Origin of the sequence: Paenibacillus thailandensis, assembly GCF_042685365.1 — a bacterium.
Lineage (GTDB): Bacteria > Bacillota > Bacilli > Paenibacillales > Paenibacillaceae > Paenibacillus_AP > Paenibacillus_AP thailandensis.
Window position 1 is genome coordinate 182059 of record NZ_JBHUMY010000006.1, and the last position, 25825, is coordinate 207883.

The window sequence follows — 25825 nt, forward strand, 5'->3', positions numbered from 1 at the left end:
GAGGAGGCTGTGAATATGGCTTATATACGGAAATATATACGCAAATACGGCTTGCTGTTTACGCTGTCGGTTCTGCTCGTGACGGGAGAAGCGTTCGTCGATTTGCTTCAGCCGGCCATTATGGCACGGATGGTGGACGAAGGCGTCGCATCGAAAGATCTGGATCTTGTCATGCGCCTGGGAGGCTGGATGCTTCTGATTACGGCGTTGGGCGCCGTCGCCGCGGCTTCGCGGAATATCGTGTCGAGCTGGGTATCGCAAAATTTCGGCGCCGAGCTCCGGCAGGATTTGTTCGAGAAGGTGCAATCGTTAAGCTTGGCGAACGTGGACCGCTTCGATAAAGCATCGCTTGTTACGAGGATGACGAACGATGTGACCCAGGTGCAGAACTTCGTGAACGGAATGATGCGGATATTCGTCAAAGCGCCAGTCTTGTGCATAGGAAGCGTCATAATGGCGTTCCGCCTCAATCCGTACCTGTCGATGGTACTGATTGCCGTTGTCCCCGCAGTCGGGCTGCTTATTGTCATGAATATGAAAATCGGATTCCCGCTGTTCATTAAGGTCCAGTCGGCGCTTGACCGGTTAAACGGAGCGATGCGGGAGTACTTGTCCGGCGTCCGAGTTGTGAAAGCGTTTAACCGATTCGATTACGAGCAGGATAAATTCGACCGCATCAACAGCCAATACGAGCGGCGTTCCATTTCGGCCCAGCGGATTATGGCGGCCTTCGGTCCCGGCGTAACGTTTGCGATCAACATCGGCATTATCGCCGTCTTATGGATCGGCGGCATTCGGGTAGACAGCGGCCATATTCCGGTCGGGCATATTATTGCATTCGTCAATTACATGACGCAAATTCTGTTTTCTTTGACGACGATGACCATGATTATTAACATGTTCGTCCGAGCCAAAGCGTCGGCGGGGCGGATCGGCGAAGTTCTGCGGGAGACGGACAGGATGGTAGCGACGGACACGCCGGGTTCGGCTGATTCGCCGGATACGGCGATTTCCACGGAAAAGCCGAAGCCGAACAACGGCCCGCGCTCGATCGCCTTCGAAAACGTCAGCTTTAGCTACGGCGGCACGGAGCAGGAGCAGGTGCTGAAGGACATCAGCTTCGAATGCCGCGCCGGTAAGACGCTTGCGGTAATCGGTTCGACCGGCTCCGGCAAAAGCAGCCTGGCTAAGCTTATTCCCCGCTTATACGATGTCAAGTCGGGAGCGGTCACCATCGGCGGCGTTGACGTGAGGAACATGCCCCCGAAGGCGCTGCGCGAGTCAATCGCCATCGTGCCGCAGCAAACGCTGCTGTTTACCGGGACGGTGCTGGACAATATCCGAATGGGCAAGCCGGAGGCGACGATGGAGGAAGTGGAGCAGGCGGCCCGGTTGGCTGCGGCGCACGGCTTTATTTCGGAATTGCCTGAAGGGTACGGGACGGTGCTCGGACAAGGCGGCGTCAACCTTTCCGGCGGGCAGAAGCAGCGTATCGCCATTGCCCGGGCTCTCGTCCGCAAGCCGGATATTCTAATACTGGACGATTGCACAAGCGCGCTTGACAATACGACGGAGGCGGCAATCAAGGAAGGCATCGCCCGCTACGCGAAAGGCATAACCTGCATGATGATCGCGCAGCGGATAACGTCCGTTATGGATGCCGATCAAATTCTGGTATTGGACGAAGGCCGGATAGCGGGGATCGGCAGTCATGCCGAGCTTATGAGCCGTTGTTCCGTCTATCGGGAAATTTACAGGTCACAGTTCGGCAAGGAGGCGGAGAGCTATGCCTAACGCCAATGACAGACAGGTGGGCGCGGAGCCGTCCCGGCAAATCCCGAGCCCGTTGGAAGCGTTGCGGCCGGCAAGGCAAGGAAGAGGCGGACCGGTCCAGAAGCCAAAGCAGTTCAAGCAAACGCTGCGGCGTTTGTGGGGCTATATCGGCGAGGAGCGCAAGTGGCTGGCCGTCGTCGTCGTTTTTATATTGATCGGCTCCGGAATCGGGCTGCTCGGGCCTTATTTGATCGGCAGAGCCGTCGATGCGATGGTCGGCGGAGCGGAAGCGGTCGACTTCAAGACGCTTCATGCGGCGATCATCGCATTGGCGGCTGCCTATATCGCGGACGCTTGCTTCGCTTTTTTGCAAGGGTGGCTGATGGCGGGCGTCTCCCAACGGGTCGTAGCGCGGCTGCGGCGGACGTTGTTCGCCAAGCTGCATAAGCTGCCGCTTGTCTATTTCGATACGAACCGGCACGGCGAGCTGATGAGCCGGCTTTCGAACGATATCGACAACGTCAGCACATCGGTCTCGCAAACGTCGGCTCAGCTGATCGCGGGCGGGATCGCGCTCATCGGCTCGCTTGTCATGATGCTGCTCTTAAGCCCGCTCTTGACATTGGCTTGCCTCATTACCGTGCCTCTCGTTTACCTGTTGGCCCGGATGGTGACGAAGCGGACGAGCAAGCTGTTCAGAAGCCAGCAGGCGCAGCTCGGCAAGCTGAACGGACAAATCGAGGAAACGGTATCCGGTTTTCTGGTCGTTAAAGCGTTTAATCACGAAGAGGCGGCGGTTCGCGATTTTCGCGCGGTAAACGACAGGCTGCGCAAAGTAAGCACGAATGCCCAAATCTGGTCGGGCTTTATGATGCCGCTTCTGGCGGTCATTAACAATATCGGGTTCGCCGCCGTGGCGATTGTCGGCAGCCTGCTGGCCGTTAAGGGCAGCATCACGGTTGGCGTCATCGCCAGCTTTCTGAGCTATTCCAGGCAATTCGTCCGGCCGCTCAACGATCTGGCGAACATCTACAACGTGCTGCAGTCCGGGATCGCCGGGGCGGAGCGCGTGTTCGAAGTGCTGGACGAGCAGGAGGAGCAAGCCGATCCTCCGAACGCGAAGGAGCTGGCGGATCCGCGCGGATTGGTCGAATTCGACCGCGTCGAATTCGGTTACCGGAGCGAGGTGCCGCTTTTGAAAGGGATCAGCTTTACGGCCGAAGCCGGCAGCAGCACGGCGCTTGTCGGCCAGACGGGCGCCGGCAAAACGACGGTCGTCAATTTGCTCGCCCGCTTTTACGAGGTGAGCGCCGGAAGCATCCGCATCGACGGCGTCGATATTCGGGAATATTCGAGAAGCAGCCTGCGCCGCGCCTTCGGCATCGTGCTGCAGGACACGTATTTGTTCGCAGGTACCGTTAAAGAAAACATGAAGTACGGCAAGCCGGACGCGACGGACGAAGAAGTGCGGGCGGCGGCCGTCTTGGCCGGCGCGGACGGCTTTATCCGGCGGCTTCCCGAGCAATACGATACGGCGTTGACGGAAAACGGCGGCAACCTGAGTCAAGGCGAACGCCAGCTGCTGGCGATCGCGCGGGCGATGCTGGCGAATCCGGCCATCCTTATACTCGACGAGGCGACCAGCAGCATCGATACGCGCACGGAACTGCGCATTCAAGCCGCCATGCGGCAAATGATGGAAGGGAGGACCAGCTTCGTCATTGCGCACAGGTTGTCCACGATTCGCGGATCGGATCAAATCCTCGTTATGGAACGAGGGCAGATTGCCGAACGGGGAACGCATGAGCAGCTCCAGGAGCGGCAAGGCCTTTACTATGCGATGAACCGTCATGCCTCCGGGGCGGAGACCGGCGGATAGGGGAGGCCGGCCTCGTATGACTTCATGAGCCGCTCGGCCGCGAAATGGCGTCAATCCGGAGAAGAGGATGGAGGCGTCGCGGCGAATAAGGAATAGGAGCGCAATCGATGCGAAAAAGCTGAAGCGGCGGAGGGCGGCTATGAACCCGATCCAAAATGAGATTGGCGGCGTGTTTATCCCGGTAAAGGACATTGAAGCGGCGAGAGACTGGTATTGCGGCCTGCTTGGCTTGCCGAACGACGGAGAGCTCTTTTTCGGGCATATTTACGTCATTCCGATGAACGGACCGAATATTGTATTGGACAGCAAAATTTACGACCCCGAACGGATATACAAAGTTCCGGCCTTTCAGCTTCGAACGGACGACATTCATCAAGCTTACGAGTATATGAAAAGCAAAAACGTAGAGCTCGTCACGGGCATCGAAAACAACCACTGGTTTAATTTCAAAGACCCTAACGGAAATTTGCTGATGGTTTGCCGGTAGAGGACGAAAGTCCGTCCTGTTATGGGAAAAAAACGAGCGGGGCAAGCGCCAATGGCGCTTGCCCCGCTCGTTTTTTGCGGCGGATCAGTCCAGTATGACTTCCTTGTCCGGATGTTCCAAAAATTCAAACATCGTCCGAATTTGAGCGGGCGTATTTCGCTCCAGCGAAAGCTCGGGGAGCCGATCCAAGGAGAAAAATCCGACGCCGCTCGTCTCCATGCCTGCCGTCGCTTCTCCTCCTGCGATTTCGCACAGGATAAACATCTTGTAAATATGGTAGATATCGGGCGGATGATCATGGCGTTTTTTGTCCAGTACGGCCAGCAATCGGACCGGAACGGCATCGAAGCCGGCCTCTTCTTTAATTTCTTTAACGGCCACTTCCGCCGGCGTATAGCCGATGTCGGCCCAGCCCCCGGGCAAAGCCCAGGCTCCGTCCGCCTTCTCGCGGACGAGAAGGATTTGGCCGTCGCGGAACACGACGCCGCGAATATCGACCTTCGGGGTTGCATATCCGGTATCGCTTGCGAATGCGATTTTGAGCTTCTCATCGCTAACGTTCATATAGTTCGCCAGAATATCGATGCTGATGCTCCTCAACGCCTCGTATCTTTCGATGTCGTAGACATCCTTTGCATACGTCAAGCCCGTTTGGGCAATCGCTTGCAGCTGCTTCGCCCACTCCAGCCATTTCAATTCCATCTTTCCAATCTCCTCGCAAATAGTTTTATCCATCTAACGATTCCGTCGTGCCTTCTACGATCATAGCATTTCCACTCGTTCCCATCAAACGCGGCAAGATTCGTCTAATCGCTTGCAACGTTTCGTCCCGGCCATTCGTTTAAGAGATAGGCGGTCTTTTTTCCCGTGTGTTAATTGATTTGCAAGACCGGATTTGCTAGATTAGTTAATAGTTTTACACAAACTGGTTATTAGATGGGAGATTGCTAGAATGAAACAATGGGGAAAACAAGCCGCAGCCGCCGTGCTTGCCGCGTCTCTGCTCTGCCCTTGGGCAAGCGGCGCCGGTCGAGCCGACGCTGCGGCAACGACGGTCCAAATTATGTTGGACGACGTTCCGCTTGCTTTCGACGCCGAGCCGTTGCTGGACAAAGGCGTCACGTTCGTTCCGTTCCGGGCGATCGGCGAAGCTCTTGGCATCGGGCTCGTCTGGGACGGCTCGGCACGGAAAGTTACGGCGACGGGCACGCGGGACGGGAAAAGCGTGGAGGTCGTTCTGCAGGTCGGGAACGGCACGGCGCTGGTTGACGGGCAGAACGTTAAGCTGCCGGCTGCGCCGATTATGGTCAACAACCGGGTCATGATTCCGCTGAGCTTCTTCAGCACCCAATTCGGGGCCAAGGTAAGCTGGTCGCAGGAGACGCGCACCGTTTCGATCGTATCGCCGCAGCAAGCGCTTCATCTTCGCGCTTTTTACGCTTTGGGCTCCTTCAAGGAACGGGACATTATCCAGAGCATGAATTCCGTCGCCTTCGGATGGAGCCGCATCGACAGCAACGGCGTCTTCACGACGGAAGGGGCCGAATACCGGATTCCGGAGCCGTCGGGCGACATTACCGCCGATTCGCTCGTTTCGGACGCTGCCGCCTCCGGCATTAAGCCATATCTCATGGTTTACTCGGGAGACGGGAATAATGAGCTGACGAAGATGTTAAGCGACGCCTCGCTGCGTTCGCAATCGATTACGGGCATAACGCAGGAGGTCCAGGACAAAGGCTTCGGCGGGGTAGTGCTGGACTACGAAGGGCTTGGCTTCAAGCTGGATAAAGAGTCGCAGCGAAAGCTGCTTAACGATTATGTGAAGGAGCTGCGGGAAGCGCTGCCGAAGGAAACGGCGTTGTCCGTCGCGGTACCGCCTCCGAACGGCGCCTACCAAGGCTACGACTATAAGACGCTGGCGACCGTTGCGGACGATCTCATCGTAATGGCCTATCAATACCATCCGGCAGGAACGGCGGCCCAAGTTCCCGAGCCGAACGGGAAAGTGCAGGATGCGATTCGACTGACGCTTGACGCGGGCGTGCCGAAAGAGAAGCTGCTTCTCGGCATCGATATGAGCAGCGAGACGCCGTCTTCGATCGACGACAAGCTTGGTCTGGCCAAAAGATACGATTTGAAGGGAGCCGCCTTCTGGCGTCTCGGCTTGTTCCGCGAATACGCCGAAGGCATGGAGGATGCCGTCGGCAAGTCGGTGACGAAGGAATAACCTGGAGGCTTGACAGGAAACCGTTTGGTTTCCTATAATCTTTTATGAAACCTCTAGGTTTCCTATTTGACCGCAACCGAACGGAGGACAACAATGAATCACAAAACTTTGCCGGACATCCGAAAAACGCAGCTGTTAAACGCATCCATCGGGAAAGTGTGGGACGCGGTATCGACGGCTGAAGGGCTGTCAGCCTGGTTTATGCCGAACGACATGAAAGCCGAGGTCGGTTATGAGTTCAAGCTGCAGGCCGGCCCATGGGGCGCTTCGCCATGCAAAGTCGTTGAAGTGGACCCGCCGAACAAGCTGTCGTTCACATGGGACAAAGATTGGACGATCACCATCGAGCTTGCGGACCGGGACGGGAAAACGGAGCTGACCCTAATCCACAGCGGCTGGAATGCCGATGAGCAAACCAAATTCGGCGAAGCTCATTCCGTCGTGCGCGACCGTATGGACAACGGCTGGACCGTAATCGTTCAGAAGCTGGCGGCATACGTCGAAGCGTAATGGAAGAACGGGTTCCGAAACATGACGTGTTCCAGGCGATTGCAGACCCGACGAGACGCAGCGTGCTGGAGATGCTGATCGACCGGGAGCTGCCCGTTGGCGAAATCAGCGAGCATTTTACGATCAGCCGTCCTGCCGTATCGAAGCATTTGCGCGTTCTGGCCGAAGCCGGCCTCGTCAAGGAACGCAAAGTCGGCAGGGAAACCCGGTATCGGCTGGAGCCGGGTCCGCTTATGGAATTAAAGCGGTGGCTCGCTTATTACGACCGGTTCTGGGACAACAAGCTGGATGCGTTGAAACGGCTCGTCGAGGATGAGCGCGAATAAGCTTTGCTCCGGAGTCTTAAGAAAAGGCTCGGCGGATCCAACCGGATGAAGCGGAATTGGAACGGGACCGGAAAGAACCGAAAAACGCCTTAACCCCGCAGTCCAACAGGACTGCATAAGGTTAAGGCGTTTTTCGTGCTGTCCGTTTCGGACAGCCGCTTGCTTATGGGTGACAGTACTTAATTTACCAATTGTTAGGAATGAGGCTGCGAGGCGGAGACGGGGCTTTGGTTCCGGCGCTCCATATTCTCCGAACGCAAATAAACGAGCAATCCGACGATGACAAGGCCGCCGAAAGCGAGCTGCGATCCGCTGATCCATTCCCCGAATATAAAAATGCCCAAAATGCTCGAGCCTACCGGCTCGGCCAGGACGCTCATCGAAACGGTCGCCGCCTTGACGTACTGTAGCAGCCAATTAAACACCAGATGACCGAACACGGTAGGCACGATCGCGAGCAGCAGGAATACGATCCACTCCTTGGCCGGATAACCGGTCATCGGAATGCCAAGCGCCACGTTATACAAGCCGAAAAACAAAAAAGTGATGCCGAATACGATCAGGCTGTACAAGTAGGACGGCACCTGCTCCATAATTTTTTTGGCCAGCAGCATATTGACGGCAACGGCCACGGTGCCAAGCAGGGACAGAACGTCTCCGTAGAAAGCTTCCCGGGACAGGCCGATATCGCCAAAGCCGATGCCTGCCGCACCGACCAGCGCAACCAGCATGCCGATAACCGCAAATCGGTTCGCTTTGTCCTTGAAAATGAAGTAAGCGCCGGCCATGACGAGAACGGGCTCCAGCGACAGAATGATCGTCGAGCTGGCAATGGAAGTGTAATTGAGCGATTCCATCCAAAGTATAAAATGGAGTGCCAGGAAAAATCCGGCAAGCGTCAGAAAAATCCAATTGCGCGCCGAGACGGTGCGGGCGGCGGGAAGCTGCTTGCGTCCGAACGGCAGCATGAGCAGAAACGTAAACAGCATCCGGTACATGCCTTGAACGGATACGGGCGCATTCGAATATTTGACGAAAATAGGCGCAAAAGAAATCGCGACCATGCCGACGATCAGTGGTAGAATGGGATTGATCGGAGCTTTTTTTTCCATCTGATTAAGATTGTCCTTCCTGATGCAAAAGTGCAAAAAAGCGCAACCATTTCATTGTAATCGTTCCGGAAAAAAAGAACAACTACTAAAGGGGAGGTAACGCGGGATGAGGAGGCTCGTCTTTTTTATCGGCCCCGCGGGAGCCGGCAAAACGACGATCGCAAAAGCTTTGGTCGAGCGGCGCAAAGATGCCGTCTTTCTCGATATGGATACGACGCTCCGGCCGGCCGCGGAGGCGATTATGGCGGCTGCGGGGCTTGATCCCAACGATCGGGATTCCGACGATTACAAAAGGTTATGCCGGGATCTCGGCTACCGCATGACGATGAATGCCGCGCTGGAAAACCTGGAGCTCGGGTTGAACGTATTCGTTGTCGGGCCGTTCACGCGGGAGGTGGGGCAAGCGGACTGGCTGGACCGGGAATTGGCCCGGATCGGGCTGGCGATAAGCGACGTAGACGTAAAAGTCGTCAGCGTGCATGTCGAAAGCGAAACGTTATACCGGGAACGAATCGAGCGCAGGCAGCTCGCTTCCGACGAATGGAAGCTTAAACATTGGGACCGGTTCCGCCAATCCTTGTCGTTACGGGAGATCGGCTGGGCTATCCCTCCCGCCAACCGGCTTGTTTTCAACAATTCGGAGCCGCTGACGGAGCGGAGGCTCGAGGCGGTCGAACGGTTTATTTACTAAATAGCGGATGACTATCCTCGAAGGACTTCAATTGAAGTTTTTCCTATGAATGAAACAGATGGAGCTTGTCCCGCAAGTCCAGATGAAACCGGATGCTCTCCAGCAGCGCACCGTTAGACGTTTGCTTTGCTTCGAGAATGAGAGCTTTTTTATCTTGATCCGAGCTGCGCAGAAATTCGGTCATCCATAATGTTAAATTGAGGTTCGGGTTCATGCTTGTCCGCCTCCGTTTTTTATGATTTGTTCTTTTATTTTTGATTATATGAAGGAAACCTTAAGAGATTCCTAGAACAAGTTAAAAGTTGGATTAAAAATATGAAAAACAAAAGGGAAAAAGGAACGGAGAGGGGTAGTCATATGGATCAACTGAAATACCCGATCGGCAAGTTCGAGCATGAAGGAGAAGTAAGCGAAGAGCTGCGGAGCAGCTGGCTTTCGAACCTGGCTGCGCAGCCGTCCAGACTGCGGGAAGCGGTGGCCGGGCTGAACGACGAGCAGCTCGACACGCCTTACCGCGACGGCGGCTGGACCGTACGCCAGGTCGTACACCATGTTGCGGACAGCCATATGAACAGCTTTATCCGCTTTAAGCTTGCTTTGACGGAAGAAACTCCCGTCATTAAGCCGTATGAGGAACACCTGTGGGCGGAGCTGGCGGACGGAAGGACGATGCCGATCGATGTGTCGCTTCGGCTAATGGAAGCCGTTCACGAGCGTTGGGTCGTGCTGCTCGAATCGTTGACCGCCGATCAATGGCAGCGGGCGTTTATCCATCCGGCTAGAGGGCAGTCGCAGACGCTTGAATACGCGCTTGGCTCCTACGCTTGGCACGGCAGCCATCACATTGCCCATATTACGAGCCTGAGGGAACGCAAAGGCTGGTAAGAAATATAAATGTAAGCCAGTAAGCCTTCCTTTTCGGCCTTTTGCCGGTAGGAGGGCTTTTTTGGTTCGGAATAACAGGGGAGCGCCAAAAGGCTTGCAAAACATTGGAAATGTTGGGAAACCATCGTAGAAACCGGTTAGCGCCGTCGGTATACTAAAAAAGGCTCGATTGAAAGCGTATACACGAAGTCGGCCGACGCTTTCCCGTTGCGCTTTCCGATGGAAGCCGCAAAACGGAGCGGATGCTTCCGAAGCTACGTTTTGCTTAATTCCAAGAAGCGGCTTTAGTAGCCGCAAAACGTTTTAGGAGGATCGGGAATGACAAAGTGGAAAAAACGCATTTCAGCCCTGCTCATTTGCTCGCTGCTGCTCGGTTTGGCTTTCGCTTTCAACTGGCCAACGGCGAAGACGGCGGAGGCGGCGCCTGCGTTTGCCAAAGGCGCGGATATCAGCTGGGTGCCCGGCATGGAGGCGCAAGGCTATCAATGGAAGGACAAGAATGGCGTCACGAGGGATATTATCGATATTTTAAAAACCGACTACCAAATCAACTCCGTTAGGATCCGCGTTTTCGTCAATCCGTCAGGCGATTACGGGAACGGTTACATGGATGCAACAAGAGCGGCGGCTCTCGCGAAGCGGGCCAAAAACGCCGGCATGAGCGTGATGCTGACGCTGCATTACAGCGACTCCTGGGCGGACCCCGGCAAACAGACCAAGCCTGCCGCTTGGGCCGGATATACGTTCCAGCAGCTGATGGACGCCGTGTGGAATTACACCCGGTATGTGATGACGACGATGCAGAGTGCCGGCGTAACGCCGGATTGGGTGCAAATCGGCAACGAAACGGACAACGGCATGCTGTGGGATGACGGAAAGGCGTCGCTTAATATGAAAAATTACGCCTGGCTCGTCAATACGGGTAATAACGCGGTGAAATCTATAAGCAGCTCGACCAAAACGATCGTACATTTGTCGAGCGCCCATGACAGCAGCTTGTATTCGTGGAACATCGGTGGACTGATCGCCAACGGCGCAACTTTCGATATGATCGGCATGTCGCTGTATCCTTCAACGACGGATTGGCAGACCAAGGTATCGCAAACGATGAGCAACGCCAACAGCCTCATTTCCAGCTACGGCAAGCCGATCATGATCACGGAGATCGGGATGGATTACAACCAGCCTTCGACGGCCAAAAGCTTCGTCTCCGATATCAAGACGAAGGTTCGAAACATCGCAAGCGGCAAAGGCGCAGGCGTCTTCTATTGGGAGCCCGAGGCTTATCCCGGCTATAACGGCGGCTACAACAAAGGAGCATGGCAAGCGGACGGCAAGCCAACGGCCGCTCTCGAAGGATTTTTGAATTAATCGCTTGAACCAAAAAGCTGAACCTGCCGGGTTCAGCTTTTTGTGCCGAGTAAATCCGGAGGAGAATTTGTACTCTTGAAGTGATGTTATTTCCACTACGAAAGAAAGGCTACGTGGGGCTTTAACGCTTTTAATAAATGGATTTTAGAATATGATAGAACCCAAATTGATGAGAAGCTATCATAAAAAGAAAAACTCAAATTTAAACCGTCATTCACCGCGACACAAAATTGTATAAAAGACCAGGCCCCGCGACTTATTAGTAGCGGGGCTTTGTTGGATATAGCCATCAGACCTTAATGATAGATAGATTTGTCTGTAACGCTTGTTGAAAGCATTAGCCGTTCAGCGCCCGTTCGGAAGCGAGAGACCGTTTCTCCCGGAAGACGGCGAAGAAGATCATCGAGGCGGAAACGTACAGAATCCCCGTAATGCTGAAAGTAATCGCATATCCCCAATAATAGCCGTACGCCGTCACAAGATGGGCTTGAACGGGCCCCATCGTCGCCCAACCGAGCATAAACGCCGTCTGATTGCACGAATTGGCGATGCCGCGCCGTTTATCCGAGACGCGGTCGACCAGCAGGGACGATTGGATCGGATTGGCGGCGTTCATCAGCGCTTGCCGGAACAGGAAGCTGACGGACGCGACCAGAAGCAGGTTGGTGAACCCGGTAAGCAGCAGGAACGGCAGCGACAGCGTCTGGAAGATGACGATCGCCTTCACTTGACCTACCTTGGCGACCAACGCCGGACCGATCAGCATCGAAACGATGGTCATGATTTGCCCTAAAGAAATCAGCAGACTCATGCCGCTGAGCGATACGTCAAACCGGTTCGTAAAATACAGGTTTAAATAAGGAATGACGAGTCCGGAGCCGAACCCGATCTGCAGCTGCACCGCCACGAACTGCGCGATGAATTTGAAGTCGGAGCGGCGCGCATCCCGATCTGCTTGTTCTGCACGATGCTCGGATCGTACCGGCTTCATGCCGCCGGTTTCCGCGGGCTTCGCTTGTTCCCGCATGAACAGCAGCGGAAGGAATGCCGCAAGAGTAGCGAGGCTTCCCGCCAACAGCGCGAGCTGCAAGCTTAACTTCGAGCTTATGCCCATCGCTTGCAACAGATCGGCCAAGACGCCGCCCCCAAAGCTTCCGAGCACTTGGGCCGCCAGCACAAGAGAGGAGAAGAGGCTGAAAATTTTGAGACGTTGCGCCGTATCGCTGTTTTCGGCCAGAAACGGAATGGCCAGCACTTGAAAGATCGAAGCGAACAAGCCGGAAAGGACGGCTAACGCAAGAAGCCCGTTCTCGGCTTCATAGAAGGAACGCCCGGCGAATATAAGGCCGCTGAGCAATGCGCCGAGCACCAGAAGCAGCTTGCGGTTCAGCTTGTCACCGATCAGCCCGATCGGAATGAAGCATATGGCGGTAGCGAGCGATTGCATTCCGATAATCGTGCCGTTCATGCCGCCGCCGTAGCCGAGCTCTTGTATGTATAGATTATAAAGGACGGAAAACATGCCGCTGCCGATCTGATATAAAAGATTTGCAACAAAAAACAAGCGGATGTTGGGAGGCCAGCTTTTCATTTCCGAGAACGCTTTCTTGATTGGGACCACAATTGTCTCCTCCTGTCGTAGACGCCGATTCCCCTATTCTAACAGGAGTTCCGTTTTTGCGAAACTGCAACTAAGCCGACATAATTACTGGAGGGGCCCCGACCGCCGGAAAGGACGACAAAGTCGTTTCCGCTCGGCTTGGCGGTCTAACCGGGAACGAAATGGGCAATCAATGAAGCGAAGGGGGAATATCGTTCGACAATTTTGTTGAAATAACGGTTTCGGCTTCAACCGATTTGCGCTATAATGGAGAGATTGGTTATAAACTTTAACATGTTGGAGGCGGCGGCTAGATTGACTACCTATCCATTCAAGTTTGACCACTCACAGCCCTTCATGAAACAAGCCGGAGACTGGATTGCGGACGTATTCTACGACCTGCTGCCGGAAGCCGGCTATGAAACGAGGGACGAGCAGATTTATATGGCGTTCCAGCTGGAGCGGGCTTATCAGGAGAAGCGGACGATATTTGCCGAAGCGGGCGTAGGCACCGGCAAGACGTTCGTTTATTTGCTGTACGCCATTATGTACGCCCGATATACGCGGAAGCCGGCGATTATCGCCTGCGCGGACGAGTCGCTGATCGAGCAGCTGGTCAAGCCGGAAGGGGATATCGCCAAGCTGTCGAAGGCGCTTGGCCTCGATATCGACGCAAGGCTTGCCAAGTCCCCCGATCAGTATATATGCCTGAACAAGCTGGACGAGGCTCGGCTGGCCATGGACGAGGACGGCGAGCGGTATCGCGCCATTCACGAGGAGCTGCCGGATTTTGTCCATTTTCCGGATACGCTGCAAGCTTTTTATCCGTACGGAAACCGGAAAGACTACCCGGACCTGTCGGATGCCCAGTGGAGCAAGCTCGGCTGGGACGTCTTCCAGGATTGTCTCGTCTGCAGCCAGCGCCACCGCTGCGGGCAGACGCTGTCGCGCGAGCATTACCGCAAGTCGGCCGATCTTATTATTTGCTCGCACGATTTTTATATGGAGCATGTGTGGACTTACGACGCGCGCAAGCGCGAAGGCCAGCTCCCGCTGCTGCCGCCGCACAGCTCGGTCGTGTTCGACGAGGGCCATCTGCTGGAGACGGCGGCACAGAACGCGCTGACGTACAAGCTGAATCATTTTCAATTCGAAAGCATCATTACGCGGCTGCTGCAAGGCGAGGTGCGAGAGTCGTTCGCCTATGCGATCGAAGACGCCATCAATCAAAGCGAAACGTTGTTTAACGTGCTCGACCGGAAAGGCCGGCGGGTTGTCGGCTCGGAACGCAAGGAGTTCGATGTGGACGACGAACTGCTGCGGGAAGTGAATCGATTCCGGGAGTTGATCGGCGTGATCGAGGACGAGCTGGTGTTCGAAAGCGGCACTTTTACGCTGGACGAGTATCAGCTGAAAATCGTGGAAGAGCATCTGGAGATGATCCATCATGCGCTCTCGCTGTTCGGCAAGCCGAAGGAGCTTATTTCCTGGGTGACGGAGGACAAGGACGGCACGACGCTCGTCATCATGCCGAAGATGGTCAAGGAAGTGCTGCAGGACAAGGTGTTCTCGCAGCATATGCCGATCGTGTTCTCGTCGGCGACGCTTTCGGTCGACGGCTCCTTTGCGTTTATCGCGGACAGCCTCGGCATCGATTCGTATTTATCGTTCTCCGTGGCGTCGCCTTACAATTACGCGGAAAGCATGAAGATCAGACTCGCCGCGGAAAGCGCGGTATCGGCCAAAATGAAGCAAACGATGCAGCTGCTTCAAGAGACGGAAGGCAGGGCGCTTATTCTGTTCCCGTCCCATGAAGAGCTCGAGCAGTTCAAGGGCGACGTCCGCTTGTTTCCGGAGCTTGCGCAATATCGGATTTTGTATGAAGGGGAAGCGGAAATCAGTCATCTCATTTCCGTCTTTCAGAACGACGAGCCGACCGTCCTATGTGCCGTGACGTTATGGGAAGGCCTCGATATTCCGGGTCCGTCGTTATCGCAGGTCATCGTATGGTCGCTGCCGTGGCCGCCGAACGATCCGGTGTTCGAGGCGAAACGCCGCGACGCCGCGAATCCCCTTGCCGAGGTCGACATGCCGTACATGCTGCTCCGGTTAAGGCAAGGCATCGGCCGCTTGATCCGTTCCCGGGAGGACCGGGGGACGGTTACGATTTTCGGCAAGGAACTGAACCGGAAGGAAATTTTCGAGCGGGTGACCCAGCTGTTGCCCGAAGGAACCGAAAGGATGACGATAAGTTGACGATTACCGAATACAGCGTGGAGCAAATTAAAGACCCGTTCGGCATTGTTCCGGGCGCGCGCTACGAGTTTATTTTGAATATCGAAGTCGACGAAGACGATGAGCTTTACTCCGAGAACGGCTTGTATATCCGCGCGATCTACGGCGTGCAGGAGGAGAAGTCCGGCCTTGTCAAATACGAACTGTACGAGCGGGGCGTGGACAAATACCTCGATTTCGAGCTGGAGGACGACGAGATCGCCGAAGTCGAAAAATTTTGCCGCGAGCATTTGGAATAGCTCGAAATCAAAAAAAGCTGGTGCCCACATTTGTGGATATCAGCTTTTTTCGTATCGGTTACCAGCAGTCTTGCTCTACGGTTGTGCGGTCCCCGGTTACGGTAACGACGGAGCGGCCGGTCAAAGACTCCGTATAGCCGCAAATCGTTTGTTCAACCTGATTTCCCTCCGCATCGGCATACAGCATATAAACGCCTCCCTCGCCGGTCAGTTCAAGGTCGGGCTTAATTTTGGCCGATTTGCCGCTTTTAATCGTTTTGCCGGCCATATCTTTGGAGCCGGTCTTGACCACACCGCCCGCGCCGTCGCTATCCAAAATTCCGGTTTCGATGATCACGATGTCCGATTCCGATTGATTATGAACGGTGACCGTAAAAGGGCGAAACATGTTCAATACGCTTTGAACCTCTTCATCGTTAAGCGCGTCGTTAATCGCGTATGCGATCAGACCTCCAACAACAACGATACCAAGAATAAAGGCAGCTAACGTCCGCTTCATCGTTTCCTCCATCTTCTTGCAACGAATTGTATTCAGCACCGCATGAACTTCCATCTCCATCGACGGGAGTCCGGCTGTAAATGTTGCAAACAGGAGAAGGGACGGCGCCCGTAGAATTACATAGGCGATACACCGCGGGAGGTGACGCAATTGGCGAAGCACGGTACGATTGTTTCATTGCTGGAGCGCGATGCGCTTACGAATTTGTCTCTGTTAAAGATGCTGGAAACGTTCGGCAGTCAGATCGAAGCGATCCATGTTTCCGACGCTGAAGACTGGGGCGTTCTACTGCTTCTTCCGACGGAGGCGTCGCCTTACGACCGGACCGTATATCCGGGAACGGCTTATGTCGTTTTTGCGGCGTATACGAATGCTTCGCTGTTTCCGAGGCTGGCCGAGCGGCTGCCAAGGCGGGAGCGGCTTGTGATTAAGCTGCAGGACAACGCTTATGCCGCCGATTTCGGCTCGGTGCTCGCCATGGAGAGGATACGCTCTTTCGTATCTTTTACAGCTCCTGCAGGCGCGGAGTATGGCGCAAGCGAAGACGTAACGACCGGGACCGCTTATGACGAGGAGCAGGCGGAGCTATGGATGGCCAACGGCTACGAACGCGGCGAGCTGGAGTCGTATTTTAAGAAAGGCGCGTTGTCCTTCAGCTTGCGGCGCGAAGGCGAATGTGTCAGCACCTGTCTCGTGTTTCCGAATTATAAACGGATATGGGAGATCGGGGCGGTTCATACGAAGGAGAGCTGGAGAGAGCGGGGACTGGCGAAAATAACGGTCGAACACGCGCTCCATCATACGCTGCAGAGCGGCCTGATTCCCCGCTATAACGTCGCGGAGTCGAACACGGCTTCCATCCGGCTGGCCGGGGCCGTCGGCTTGACGCCTTTCATGACATTGGAGCATTATTTGGCTTAAGCAGCTACGCGGTTTTATAGGAAACCGCTGTCCGACCACCGAACAGATTGGAGTACTTGAACGATGGATATCGAAGCTTTATACCGGGAATATAAACCGCTGCTGTTCCGGGTCGCCTATCGGCTGCTCGGCTCCGCTTCGGACGCGGAAGACGCCGTGCAGGACGCTTTCGTCGCGCTGCAGCAGTCGCCGCAGCAGACGATTGAGCATCCGAAAGCTTATTTGGCCCGCGCGGTGACGAACCATGCGCTTAACAAGATGAAATCCGCGCAGCGCAAGCGCGAAACGTATGTCGGCCCTTGGCTGCCGGAGCCGGTATTGTCCGAGCCATATCCGGCCGACGCCGATCCGGCTCTCACGTTCGAGCGGCAGGAGCAATACGGCTATGCTTGGATGGTCATGCTGGAGAAGCTGTCGGCTCCCGAACGCGCCGTGTTCGTGCTGAGAGAAACGCTGCAATACGATTACGCGGAGCTGGCCGAAATGCTGGACCGTACGGAAGCGGCGTGCCGGAAGCTGTACAGCCGGGCCAAGTCGAAGCTGGAGGAGCTGCCGGAACCGGCCGCTACGAGAGCGGGAGAGGGAGAAGCGTTTGTCCGCGCGTTTACGGAAGCCGCTCGCAATGGAAGCTTTGAACCGCTTATCGGCTTATTGACGGACGACGCAACGTTGATCAGCGACGGCGGAGGCAAAGCGAGGGCCGCTTTGCGTCCGATTCGCGGGAAGGAGCGGGTGCTTGTTTTTTTCCGCGGCATCCGTTCCAAAGGCTCGCTCGATGGAGAACTGCGCGCGCTGCGCATAAACGGGCAGCTTGGCTTGTTATGGCTGCGGCAGGGTAAAACGCCGTTGCTCTTAACGTACGGGCCTGCACCCGGCACGGGGATCAACGCATTGTTTCTTGTATCGAATCCGGATAAGCTGAAGGGGGCCGAACTTTTTTTGCCTTAACGGTCACAAAATTCCCTTCTGCGTTGTTTATAAGGCGTACACCATCAAACGGAGGGATTCGATATGGAATTAAGAATGAAGCACCATGAAGTGAACCCGGCGGTTTACCAGACGATGCGAAAGTTTGAAGAGTTTATGAAAACGACGGAGCTCGATCCGATCCTTTATGAGCTCGTTAAAATCCGGGCATCGCAAATTAACGGCTGCAGCTACTGTCTCGATATGCATACGAAAGCTACGCGTAAGCTTGGGGAAACCGAGCAGCGCGTCAATCTGATTTCCGTCTGGCGCGAGACGCCGTATTTTACGGCGAAAGAAAAGGCGGCGCTGGAGCTGACGGAAGCGCTGACGCTCGTATCGCAACGCGGCATTCCGGATGAGCAGTACGACAAAGTGCGCGAGCATTTTTCGGAGAAGGAATATTTGGCGGTCGTCATGGCGGTCATCACGATTAACGGCTGGAATCGGCTGGCCATCGCCACGAATATGTATCCGGGCTGCTTGGACTAGCCGGATATCGTTTGAATGCCCGGCCCTGCGGCCGGGCAGCCTGCAAGCCCTTGGCGCTTTTTCGATCCGGGAAGCTTGAAGGGCTTTTCCTATCCGCTAGGCACGCCGGGCGCGGCCCGTTAGTTCAGCAGCTGCTTCAGCTTCGATTCCGTCATCGTATCCGGGGCGGGCGTATAGATGCTGCATCGTAAATCGCCGCTTCCGTGAACCTGAAGGGATGTCAGCTGGAAATGCATGCGCCGGGCGCGGGCGTGCCGGAACTCGATGACGACTTCCGGGGCGCTGCTTACTTTGCTCTGCTCCCATAGCGGCGCAAAATCCGGGTATTGCTCGGTCATGCCCGCAATAAACCGTTCGTACCACTCGTCCTCCACGTATTGGCCGTAATAGGACCGGAAGATGGCCAAATAATCGCCGACGAACTGTTCCCAGTTCACGGCGAGCCGCCGCAGTTCTTTCCTGGAGAATAAAAGCTCGATCATGTTTCTTTCGTCCTGCGGGATGCCGTCGAAAGGAAGAAACACGTACGCGGCCGCCTCGTTCCAGCCGACGATATAAAAGCGGCGGTCCGTAATGATCGTAGGGCAATAACGCAGCTCCTGCATAATTTTGCGAAGAGCGGGGGTAATCCGCGGGCTTTCTTCCTTCACCGGTCCGGCCGCTCCCGTTCCTGCTTCCAGCGCCAGCGAAAACAAATATTTTCTTTCGTCCGCCGTCAGTCGAAGCGCCGAGGCTACGCAGTCCAGAACGGAAGCGGATACTTTAATGTCGCGCCCTTGCTCGAGCCATGTGTACCAGGTCGTGCTGACCCCGGCCAGCTGTGCGACTTCCTCCCGGCGCAGGCCGGGCGTCCGCCGCCTTCCCCCCGCCGGGAGGCCGGCCGATTCGGGCGAAAGCTTGGCGCGCTGCGATTTCAAAAAAACGGACAACGCTTGCAAACGTGTCTGGCGATTCATGGACGTACTCCTTTCCTGTTCACGATCCCGTTATCCTGTTACCTCTTATACTAGGATAAACTATAACTTGTAATAGGATAATCATCGTGACATCATAATACCATAACCAGTCAGAAATTAGGAGATGATGTCATGAATAGAGTCGTTGTGACGGGAATGGGAATCGTGTCGCCGCTGGGCAACGACGTAGATACGTTCTGGAGCAGGCTTTCTCGCGGGGAGTCCGGCATCGCGCGGATCGATGCGTTTGATACGGACGGATACAAAAGCAAAATCGCCGGCCTCGTCCAAAACTTCGACGCCGCTGAGAGGTTTGGGGCGAAGGAGGCGAGGCGGATGGACCGGTTTTGCCATTTCGCGCTTGCGGCCGCAGATGAGGCGATTATCCGCGCCGGTCTTGACATGAAGGCTACGGATCCCGAAAGGGCGGGCGTTTACGTCGGGTCCGGAATCGGCGGGCTGCAAACGCTCATGGAGCAAAACCGGATTCTGGCCGAACGGGGGCCGTCGCGGGTTAGTCCGACGCTGGTGCCGATGATGATATCCAATATGGCTTCAGCCATGATCAGCATCAAATTCGGCATGCTGGGCCCGACCTTATCGCCGGTTACGGCGTGCTCGATCGGCAATACGGCTATAGGCGAAGCCTATCATGCGATTCGCGCCGGACGGGCGGACGTCATCGTCGCAGGGGGCGCCGAAGCGGCCATCGCGGACATATCGCTGGCGAGCTTCGGCAATGCGACCGCTTTGTCCACCCGCAACGACGAGCCGCGCCGGGCAAGCCGTCCGTTTGATGCGGACCGCGACGGCTTCGTGATGGCGGAAGGCGCCGCCGTGCTGGTGCTGGAATCGCTGGCGCACGCCGCCGCGCGCGGCGCTCGCATTTACGGGGAAGTTGTCGGATACGGGGCAAGCAGCGACGCTTATCACATGGTAGCGACTCACCCGGAAGGCGAAGGAGCCTACCGGGCCATGAAGGCCGCTTTGCGGGACGCGGGAATCGCGCCGGGAGACGTCGACGTCATTAGCGCGCATGCGACGAGCACCGAGCTGGGAGATCGTTCGGAGACGGCTGCCATCAAGCGGCTGTTCGGCGGCGATGCATACCGTGTGCCGGTAACGGCGACGAAGTCCATGCTTGGCCATATGCTCGGCGCATCCGGCGGAGCGCAAGCGATCGCGCTGCTGAAAGGACTGGAGGAAGGCCTGATTACGCCGACCATCAACCTGGAGAATCCCGACCCCGAGTGCGATCTGGATTACGTGCCCAATGAAGCGAGAGAAGCGGAGCTTAACACCGCAATGTCCAACAGCTTTGGCTTCGGCGGACACAATGCCGTCATCGTGCTGCGAAAGTTTGCTCCGTAAAGCGGTTGAAATCAAACGGAATCGCCTTTATCCTTGTATGTAAACGATGCAAGGGAGAAAGGTGCGGTCCGCAACATGAGTTATTCGATCGAGATGGATTTATTGGGGGACTGGAATAAAACGGTGAAGGAAATGTTCCGGGGATCGGGTTATCCGCTGCCCGAAGAGTTAAGCGACAAGGAGATCGGCGTCGCCTACTTTCTTCAGTCGGCCGGATCGGAAGAAGAGGCCGAGCGGCTGCAGGCGGATAACGCGGCGCGGCTGAACGGCATGCAAGCGACCCTTTTGGAGCATTTCGAGTCGGTTATTCTGCCGGATATCCGCAAGCGAACGGGTTATGAGGGCGACAGCTTTTCGTTCAAATGGGTATACCAGCAAGGCGAGCATATTATCGAGGAGAAATCGTCCTACCGGATTCCGTTGTAATAGGCAAGAACGAAAAAAGGAAGAAGGCGCAACGCCATCTTCCTTTTTTTGTTCCTGCCTTCTGATGAAAATAAAGTTGTTCTGTAGCAGTATTATGGAATCCTTTAAAAAGAGTTCTGACTGCCGATTTGCCCTTCTATTGCTATAATGAGAGAAACGTATAGGAAAGGGCGGACATTATGTAATGGAAACGATCATTCGAAGCAAGACGGCCCGTGTAACGCTTTCACTTCTAACCGCCGTCATAGGCGGCTTTCTGTTTGAATGGCTGCAAATTCCCGTCCCTTGGCTGCTAGGGCCTATGATTGCCACATTAATCGGCTCTTCTGCATGGAAAGGGAGTTATGTATGGCCAACGCCCATACGGAATGCCAGCATGATTACGATCGGTTATACGATGGGATTGGCAATGACGGGAGAAGCGCTCCGGGAAATCGGCAGGCAGCTCCCTTATATGCTAATCATGACGGCGCTTTTGCTGCTTTATTGTGCATGTATCGCTTACGCCGTGTCCAAACTGTCGAAATCGGATTTTAAAACGGCATTAATGAGCAGCATTCCCGGCGGACTTTCGCAGGTGCTTATATTGGCGGAGGAAACGAAAGGCGTCAATATTACGGTCGTAACCGTAACGCAAGTGATGCGGGTCATGATGATCGTCGTTTGCATGCCGCTGATTGTGTATAGTCCGCTCTTGGGTTATGCGGAAACGACGGGGTATGAGACGGCGGTTGCCGAGACTTCGGCTGCTGCCACGGCTGAAGCGGCAAGCTGGGGCGGACTGTTTCCGAATGTGCTGTTGTTCGCTTCAGTCTGTACCGTTTTTGCTCTTGCCGGTCAAAAGATTAAGCTGCCTACCGCGTTTCTGCTGGGGCCGATAATAGGTTCTTCGATTATGCAGTTTCTTGGAATTCGCGGTCCCGTGCTTCCGGATGCGATCATGAACGGGGCACAGCTAAGCATCGGCGTTTATGTCGGACTTATGCTAAAACCGGCCCAGCTTCCGAACAAGCTTCGAACACTAACGCTGGCGGCGGCCAGCGGCATGGTGCTTATCGCAGGCGCGGTCGGCTTTAGCTTGCTGCTGTCCAGGCTTGAGCCGGTATCCTTCGCGACCGGACTGCTTAGCCTTGCGCCCGGGGGTATGGATCAAATGGGCGCCATCGCCCATGCGATCGACGCGGATTTATCGATGGTAACGGGCTACCAGTTGTTCCGAATTTTTTTTATTTTATTTGTCGTTCCTCCATTATGGCGTGTTCTGTTTAAGACCAAGCCCTCCAAGGCTGTACGGGCGGGGACAGGGAAATGAGCGGCATGGCAAAAAGAACAGCTCTGCTCCTTTCGGTGTTGCAAATTTTCAGCTTCGTGAGCATTGGAAAACGTACCTGCTTGGCACATCGTCATAAATTTAGAAAAGGCACCCTGATGGGTGCCTTTTCCTTGTTGCACGCAACATGAGCGTCATCGATAGAGTGAATATCCTAGGCATATACTCTTATAACTTGGAAAACGAATATGGTTCTTTGGAGCAATTTAATTATTTTCCAATTATGGTGGATTTAAAGAAAAAGCTTTTATTTGGAGGGAAACGCAATGAAACGAAGGTTTATGCTTTTGCTTTGTGGATTTCTAATGCTGACGCTGCTGTTGCCCTTTCAGGCAGCTGCCGCCGAGTCCGATTCCGCGTTGGCAGCAGAGAATTCGAGATCGGGTGTAACGATGGTTGCAGGAGGACACCATACTCTCGCTTTAAATCAGAACGGCACCGTCTGGGCGTGGGGAAGTAATGAATACGGACAACTCGGCGATGGAAGCACGACAAACAGATCCACTCCTGTTCAAGTGCAGGGTCTCAGTTCGGCGACAGCCATAGCTTTAGGAGATAACCATAGTTTGGCAATTAAAAGCGATGGAACGGTATGGGCGTGGGGATCTAATGGCTATGGGCAACTCGGCGATGGAAGTATAATAGAGCGTCACACTCCTGTTCAAGTAGAGGGTCTCAGTTCGGTGATCGACATTGCTGCGAATTTCGGGCATAGTTTGGCACTCAAAAGCGACGGCACCGTCTGGGCGTGGGGAAACAATGAATTGGGGCAACTCGGCGATGGAAGCACGACAAACAGATCTACTCCTGTTCAAGTGCAGGGTCTCGATTCGGTAATCGCTATCTCTGCGGGTTACGGGCATAGTTTGGCACTCAAAAGCGACGGCACCGTCTGGGCGTGGGGAAACAATGAATTGGGCCAACTCGGCGATGGAAGCACGACAAACAGATCTACTCCTGTTCAAGTACAGGGTCTCAGTTCAATGGTAGACATCGCTTCAGGGGATTATCATAATTTGGCAATCAAAAGCGATGGGACGGCATGGGCTTGGGGAACGAATTGGCTCGGTGAATTGGGAGATGGAAGTTATTACCCCCAATATACTCCTGTTCAAGTACAGGATCTCAGTTCGGTGATCGACGTTGCTGCGGGTTACGAGCATAGTGTGGCACTTAAAAGCGACGGAACGGTATGGATTTGGGGAAATGACGAATTTGATCCATGGGGGTATGGACACGGTTGGCCCGTTCAAGTACAGGAGCTCCGTTCGGTTGTCGAAATCGCCGCAGGCAATCAGCATAGTTTGGCGGTAAAAAACGACGGAACGGTGTGGGCTTGGGGAAAGAATGATTATGGACAACTCGGCGATGGAACAAAGACAGCCCGTTTTACTCCCTTTCAAGTTCTCGGAATTGGCGAACCCGGTCCTGAAGCGCCAGAGTGGCCTGAAGGCGACGTGCTGACGGTTACCGATGTGACCTATAACAGCGTACGGCTGAATTGGCAGCCGGCGACGGATGAAACGGGTGTAGACAAGTACTTGGTATATCAAAACAACACGCTGCTGGCTACCCTGAACGGGGATACGCGCCACTATGATGTGAAGGGGCTGTCTTCACATTCGTCCTACCTGTTTTCACTGATCGCCGTCGATGCCGATGGCAACCAAAGTGCGAAAATAGACGTGACGGTCACTACTGCCGACAATAAAGGTGAAACGCTGCTTTACCGCTTCAACGGAAGCGTACTCGACTATGACGAAAGCCGTATACTTTGGAGAGAAGGGGATCGAGTGCTCTGGCTGTACAACCGGGCTGACCAAAGCCAAGTAAAGGTTCACGACGGTACCACGGCCGGGGCCAATTATACCATTGATACCGCTAAGCTATCCGCTGACGGCGTTGTGTATAACATAGTCGGGAGGGGGTTGTCAACTCGATATTGGAAGGACGGCGCGGATCAAAACTATTTTGGCGGGTGGCTGATCGATGTAGATGGAAATTTTGCGATATTTAATGACGGAGATAACTATGTTGTGGATGTAACTACAGGAGAGTCCCGATCATTACCGATTGGGGAAGCTGAAATTCTAGAACCCGTCTATTTTGATCTGTTGGCGGACGGAACGGTGGTTTATACGGATGGACTTTCAGAATCCAGCCTTCACAAGTCTCTCCCCGACGGTACGTTGACGACATACGCGCCTTTATCGGGCTACCTTGCATACTCCGGGGCTTTGAGCGACGGAAAAAACATCATCTATAAAGCGCTCACGAGTGATTCCGAGTGGTGGGAGCTTCAGGTACGCAGTGCAAAGGGCGAAATCACTACATTGGTCCAGAATCCTTCTTCGACAGAAGCCCAGTTCTCCGACCCCAAGACATCCTACCAGATCAACAACGGATGGATTGCCTATAGGGAGTATGATGCGGAAGAAGATCGATGGATCTTGTATGCCCGGTCACCGGAAGGCGTGAAAAAGCAAGTGTTTGCAACCCCCGGGGACGGCACTCCCCTTTCCATCAAGCAGCTGGCACCAGACGGCACGGTAGCGTACACGCTTGGGGACACAACTTACATTCATTCTGCTGAGGGCAAACTCTTGTATTCCTTCAGCGGTCCGGGGGATTTACAATACCGCTCCGGCACCTGGTATCGAGTTGACGGAGGTTCGTTGTACTCGATTCAAGCTGCAAATCCTGAAGAGCCGCAGTGGCCTGAAGGCGACGTGCTGACGGTTACCGATGTGACCTATAACAGCGTACAGCTGAATTGGCAGCCTGCGACGGATGAAACGGGTATAGACAAGTACAAGGTATACCAGGACAATGCGCTGCTGGAGACGCTGAACGGGGACGTGAACAGCTATGAAGTAAAGGGGCTTTCTCCAAATTCGTCTTACCTCTTTTCATTGGTGGCGGTCGATGCCGATGGCAACCAAAGCGTAAAAAAAGAAGTAACGGTCACGACTGCCGCATATGCAGCTCCCGGCTCTTTGCATCTTTCCGATTCCAAAACTTATTCAGACGGCCGGTACAATTATGAGTATTTGTTATATTACGGGTACATATCGTCTCCAGGCCAAGTGTTGAGCGGGTCCTGGACCCCTCCTGAAGGCTACCGCGGGGTCGTCAATGTCTCCATGATTTCTCCGGAAGGGGAAGATTACGACCTTTGTCTGGCGACCGTGGACGACAATTACCCGTCTTGCGGTCCCAACACGGAGCACCCGGACGGCTCCGAGTTCAGTACGATCGAGGTGCCGGCAGATAACACCGCAGAGTGGAGAGTTAAGGGACATACGGAAAATGATTACAGTCCCGATGAGAAGGTTTTCGTATATGTGAGTATCCGATATGACAATCGTTAAACCGCCGGGCTCCATGAATTTTTAACGGGACTCGGCAAGGTTGAAAGGCCTTCGAATATTAAATGCAGAACGGACGCCTCGGTCGATTACAAGGCGTC

24 protein-coding genes are annotated in these 25825 nt (G+C 54.7%); 18 read left to right on the forward strand and 6 right to left on the reverse strand.

All coding sequences use genetic code 11. From position 1 onward, the window contains the following. The first annotated feature begins 15 nt into the window (after nt 1-15). The 3 genes from ACFSW5_RS05735 to ACFSW5_RS05745 all read left to right on the forward strand — a co-directional run bounded on the left by ACFSW5_RS05735 (nt 16) and on the right by ACFSW5_RS05745 (nt 4139). Nucleotides 16-1794: an ABC transporter ATP-binding protein gene (locus ACFSW5_RS05735; protein ID WP_379270451.1), complete on the forward strand. Its 1779-nt coding sequence runs from the start codon at nt 16-18 to the stop codon at nt 1792-1794. Next, nucleotides 1787-3652 carry an ABC transporter ATP-binding protein gene (locus tag ACFSW5_RS05740; protein ID WP_379270452.1) on the forward strand — a complete coding sequence of 622 codons (1866 nt, stop codon included), beginning with the start codon at nt 1787-1789 and terminating at the stop codon, nt 3650-3652. Before ACFSW5_RS05735 ends, ACFSW5_RS05740 begins: the two co-directional genes overlap by 8 nt. Before the next feature lie 139 nt (nt 3653-3791). Next, complete coding sequence (locus ACFSW5_RS05745) at nt 3792-4139, forward strand: VOC family protein (RefSeq protein ID WP_379270453.1); 348 nt, start codon at nt 3792-3794, stop codon at nt 4137-4139. 84 nt (nt 4140-4223) lie between these two features. On the opposite strand, the gene ACFSW5_RS05750 is transcribed toward ACFSW5_RS05745, so the two are convergent. Further along, a complete protein-coding gene (locus tag ACFSW5_RS05750) occupies nt 4224-4841 on the reverse strand; it encodes an NUDIX hydrolase (protein ID WP_379270454.1) in 618 nt (205 codons plus the stop codon). Nucleotides 4842-5091: 250 nt separating this feature from the next. Between ACFSW5_RS05750 and ACFSW5_RS05755 the strand changes: the two genes are divergently transcribed. From ACFSW5_RS05755 to ACFSW5_RS05765, 3 genes are all read left to right on the forward strand, one after another. Next, nucleotides 5092-6366, forward strand: coding sequence for a stalk domain-containing protein (locus ACFSW5_RS05755; protein WP_379270455.1), 1275 nt, complete (start codon nt 5092-5094; stop codon nt 6364-6366). 93 nt (nt 6367-6459) lie between these two features. Then, nucleotides 6460-6876, forward strand: coding sequence for an SRPBCC family protein (locus ACFSW5_RS05760; RefSeq protein WP_379270456.1), 417 nt, complete (start codon nt 6460-6462; stop codon nt 6874-6876). Further along, nucleotides 6876-7202, forward strand: a complete 327-nt coding sequence (locus ACFSW5_RS05765) for an ArsR/SmtB family transcription factor (protein ID WP_379270457.1) — start codon at nt 6876-6878, stop codon at nt 7200-7202. Before ACFSW5_RS05760 ends, ACFSW5_RS05765 begins: the two co-directional genes overlap by 1 nt. A gap of 194 nt (nt 7203-7396) precedes the next feature. Here the strand turns inward: ACFSW5_RS05765 and ACFSW5_RS05770 are convergent, their stop codons facing one another. Next, the gene (locus ACFSW5_RS05770; protein ID WP_379270458.1) at nt 7397-8314 is read right to left on the reverse strand and encodes a DMT family transporter; all 918 of its coding nucleotides are present in this window, start codon (nt 8312-8314) and stop codon (nt 7397-7399) included. A 106-nt stretch (nt 8315-8420) separates the two neighbouring features. Between ACFSW5_RS05770 and ACFSW5_RS05775 the strand changes: the two genes are divergently transcribed. Then, nucleotides 8421-9005, forward strand: coding sequence for an AAA family ATPase (locus ACFSW5_RS05775; protein WP_379270459.1), 585 nt, complete (start codon nt 8421-8423; stop codon nt 9003-9005). 43 nt (nt 9006-9048) lie between these two features. Here the strand turns inward: ACFSW5_RS05775 and ACFSW5_RS05780 are convergent, their stop codons facing one another. Beyond that, nucleotides 9049-9219 carry a hypothetical protein gene (locus ACFSW5_RS05780; protein WP_379270460.1) on the reverse strand — a complete coding sequence of 57 codons (171 nt, stop codon included), beginning with the start codon at nt 9217-9219 and terminating at the stop codon, nt 9049-9051. 143 nt (nt 9220-9362) lie between these two features. Here ACFSW5_RS05780 and ACFSW5_RS05785 point away from each other — a divergent pair, with 143 nt between their 5' ends. Together ACFSW5_RS05785 and ACFSW5_RS05790 are read left to right on the forward strand one after the other, a co-directional pair. Then, nucleotides 9363-9890 carry a YfiT family bacillithiol transferase gene (locus tag ACFSW5_RS05785; RefSeq protein ID WP_379270461.1) on the forward strand — a complete coding sequence of 176 codons (528 nt, stop codon included), beginning with the start codon at nt 9363-9365 and terminating at the stop codon, nt 9888-9890. Nucleotides 9891-10208: 318 nt separating this feature from the next. Next, complete coding sequence (locus ACFSW5_RS05790) at nt 10209-11261, forward strand: glycoside hydrolase family 53 protein (protein WP_379270462.1); 1053 nt, start codon at nt 10209-10211, stop codon at nt 11259-11261. Between the two features lie 337 nt (nt 11262-11598). Here the strand turns inward: ACFSW5_RS05790 and ACFSW5_RS05795 are convergent, their stop codons facing one another. After that, nucleotides 11599-12852 (reverse strand): MFS transporter, encoded by a 1254-nt coding sequence (locus tag ACFSW5_RS05795; RefSeq protein ID WP_379271025.1) that lies wholly within the window; start codon nt 12850-12852, stop codon nt 11599-11601. Between the two features lie 324 nt (nt 12853-13176). On the opposite strand from ACFSW5_RS05795, the gene ACFSW5_RS05800 reads away from it, so the two are divergent. Next, the gene (locus ACFSW5_RS05800; RefSeq protein ID WP_379270463.1) at nt 13177-15117 is read left to right on the forward strand and encodes an ATP-dependent DNA helicase; all 1941 of its coding nucleotides are present in this window, start codon (nt 13177-13179) and stop codon (nt 15115-15117) included. Continuing rightward, complete coding sequence (locus ACFSW5_RS05805) at nt 15114-15395, forward strand: DUF6509 family protein (protein WP_379270464.1); 282 nt, start codon at nt 15114-15116, stop codon at nt 15393-15395. The genes ACFSW5_RS05800 and ACFSW5_RS05805 overlap by 4 nt, the downstream gene beginning before the upstream one ends. Before the next feature lie 58 nt (nt 15396-15453). On the opposite strand, the gene ACFSW5_RS05810 is transcribed toward ACFSW5_RS05805, so the two are convergent. Next, nucleotides 15454-15933, reverse strand: a complete 480-nt coding sequence (locus ACFSW5_RS05810) for a hypothetical protein (RefSeq protein ID WP_379270465.1) — start codon at nt 15931-15933, stop codon at nt 15454-15456. A gap of 111 nt (nt 15934-16044) precedes the next feature. Here ACFSW5_RS05810 and ACFSW5_RS05815 point away from each other — a divergent pair, with 111 nt between their 5' ends. From ACFSW5_RS05815 to ACFSW5_RS05825, 3 genes are all read left to right on the forward strand, one after another. Then, a complete protein-coding gene (locus ACFSW5_RS05815; protein WP_379270466.1) occupies nt 16045-16815 on the forward strand; it encodes a GNAT family N-acetyltransferase in 771 nt (256 codons plus the stop codon). A gap of 63 nt (nt 16816-16878) precedes the next feature. Next, nucleotides 16879-17763 (forward strand): RNA polymerase sigma factor SigJ, encoded by an 885-nt coding sequence (gene sigJ / locus ACFSW5_RS05820; RefSeq protein ID WP_379270467.1) that lies wholly within the window; start codon nt 16879-16881, stop codon nt 17761-17763. A 63-nt stretch (nt 17764-17826) separates the two neighbouring features. Next, nucleotides 17827-18273 carry a carboxymuconolactone decarboxylase family protein gene (locus tag ACFSW5_RS05825; protein ID WP_379270468.1) on the forward strand — a complete coding sequence of 149 codons (447 nt, stop codon included), beginning with the start codon at nt 17827-17829 and terminating at the stop codon, nt 18271-18273. A 119-nt stretch (nt 18274-18392) separates the two neighbouring features. Here ACFSW5_RS05825 and ACFSW5_RS05830 read toward each other — a convergent pair whose 3' ends face one another. Beyond that, complete coding sequence (locus tag ACFSW5_RS05830) at nt 18393-19229, reverse strand: helix-turn-helix transcriptional regulator (RefSeq protein WP_379270469.1); 837 nt, start codon at nt 19227-19229, stop codon at nt 18393-18395. Between the two features lie 132 nt (nt 19230-19361). Between ACFSW5_RS05830 and fabF the strand changes: the two genes are divergently transcribed. The 4 genes from fabF to ACFSW5_RS05850 all read left to right on the forward strand — a co-directional run bounded on the left by fabF (nt 19362) and on the right by ACFSW5_RS05850 (nt 25727). Continuing rightward, nucleotides 19362-20600, forward strand: a complete 1239-nt coding sequence (gene fabF, locus ACFSW5_RS05835) for a beta-ketoacyl-ACP synthase II (RefSeq protein WP_379270470.1) — start codon at nt 19362-19364, stop codon at nt 20598-20600. 75 nt (nt 20601-20675) lie between these two features. Next, the gene (locus tag ACFSW5_RS05840; protein WP_379270471.1) at nt 20676-21026 is read left to right on the forward strand and encodes a hypothetical protein; all 351 of its coding nucleotides are present in this window, start codon (nt 20676-20678) and stop codon (nt 21024-21026) included. Nucleotides 21027-21210: 184 nt separating this feature from the next. Beyond that, entirely contained in the window at nt 21211-22338 is a 1128-nt protein-coding gene (locus ACFSW5_RS05845; RefSeq protein WP_379270472.1) for an AbrB family transcriptional regulator, read from the forward strand. Nucleotides 22339-22622: 284 nt separating this feature from the next. Next, nucleotides 22623-25727 carry an RCC1 domain-containing protein gene (locus tag ACFSW5_RS05850; protein ID WP_379270473.1) on the forward strand — a complete coding sequence of 1035 codons (3105 nt, stop codon included), beginning with the start codon at nt 22623-22625 and terminating at the stop codon, nt 25725-25727. The last annotated feature ends 98 nt before the right edge of the window (nt 25728-25825 follow it).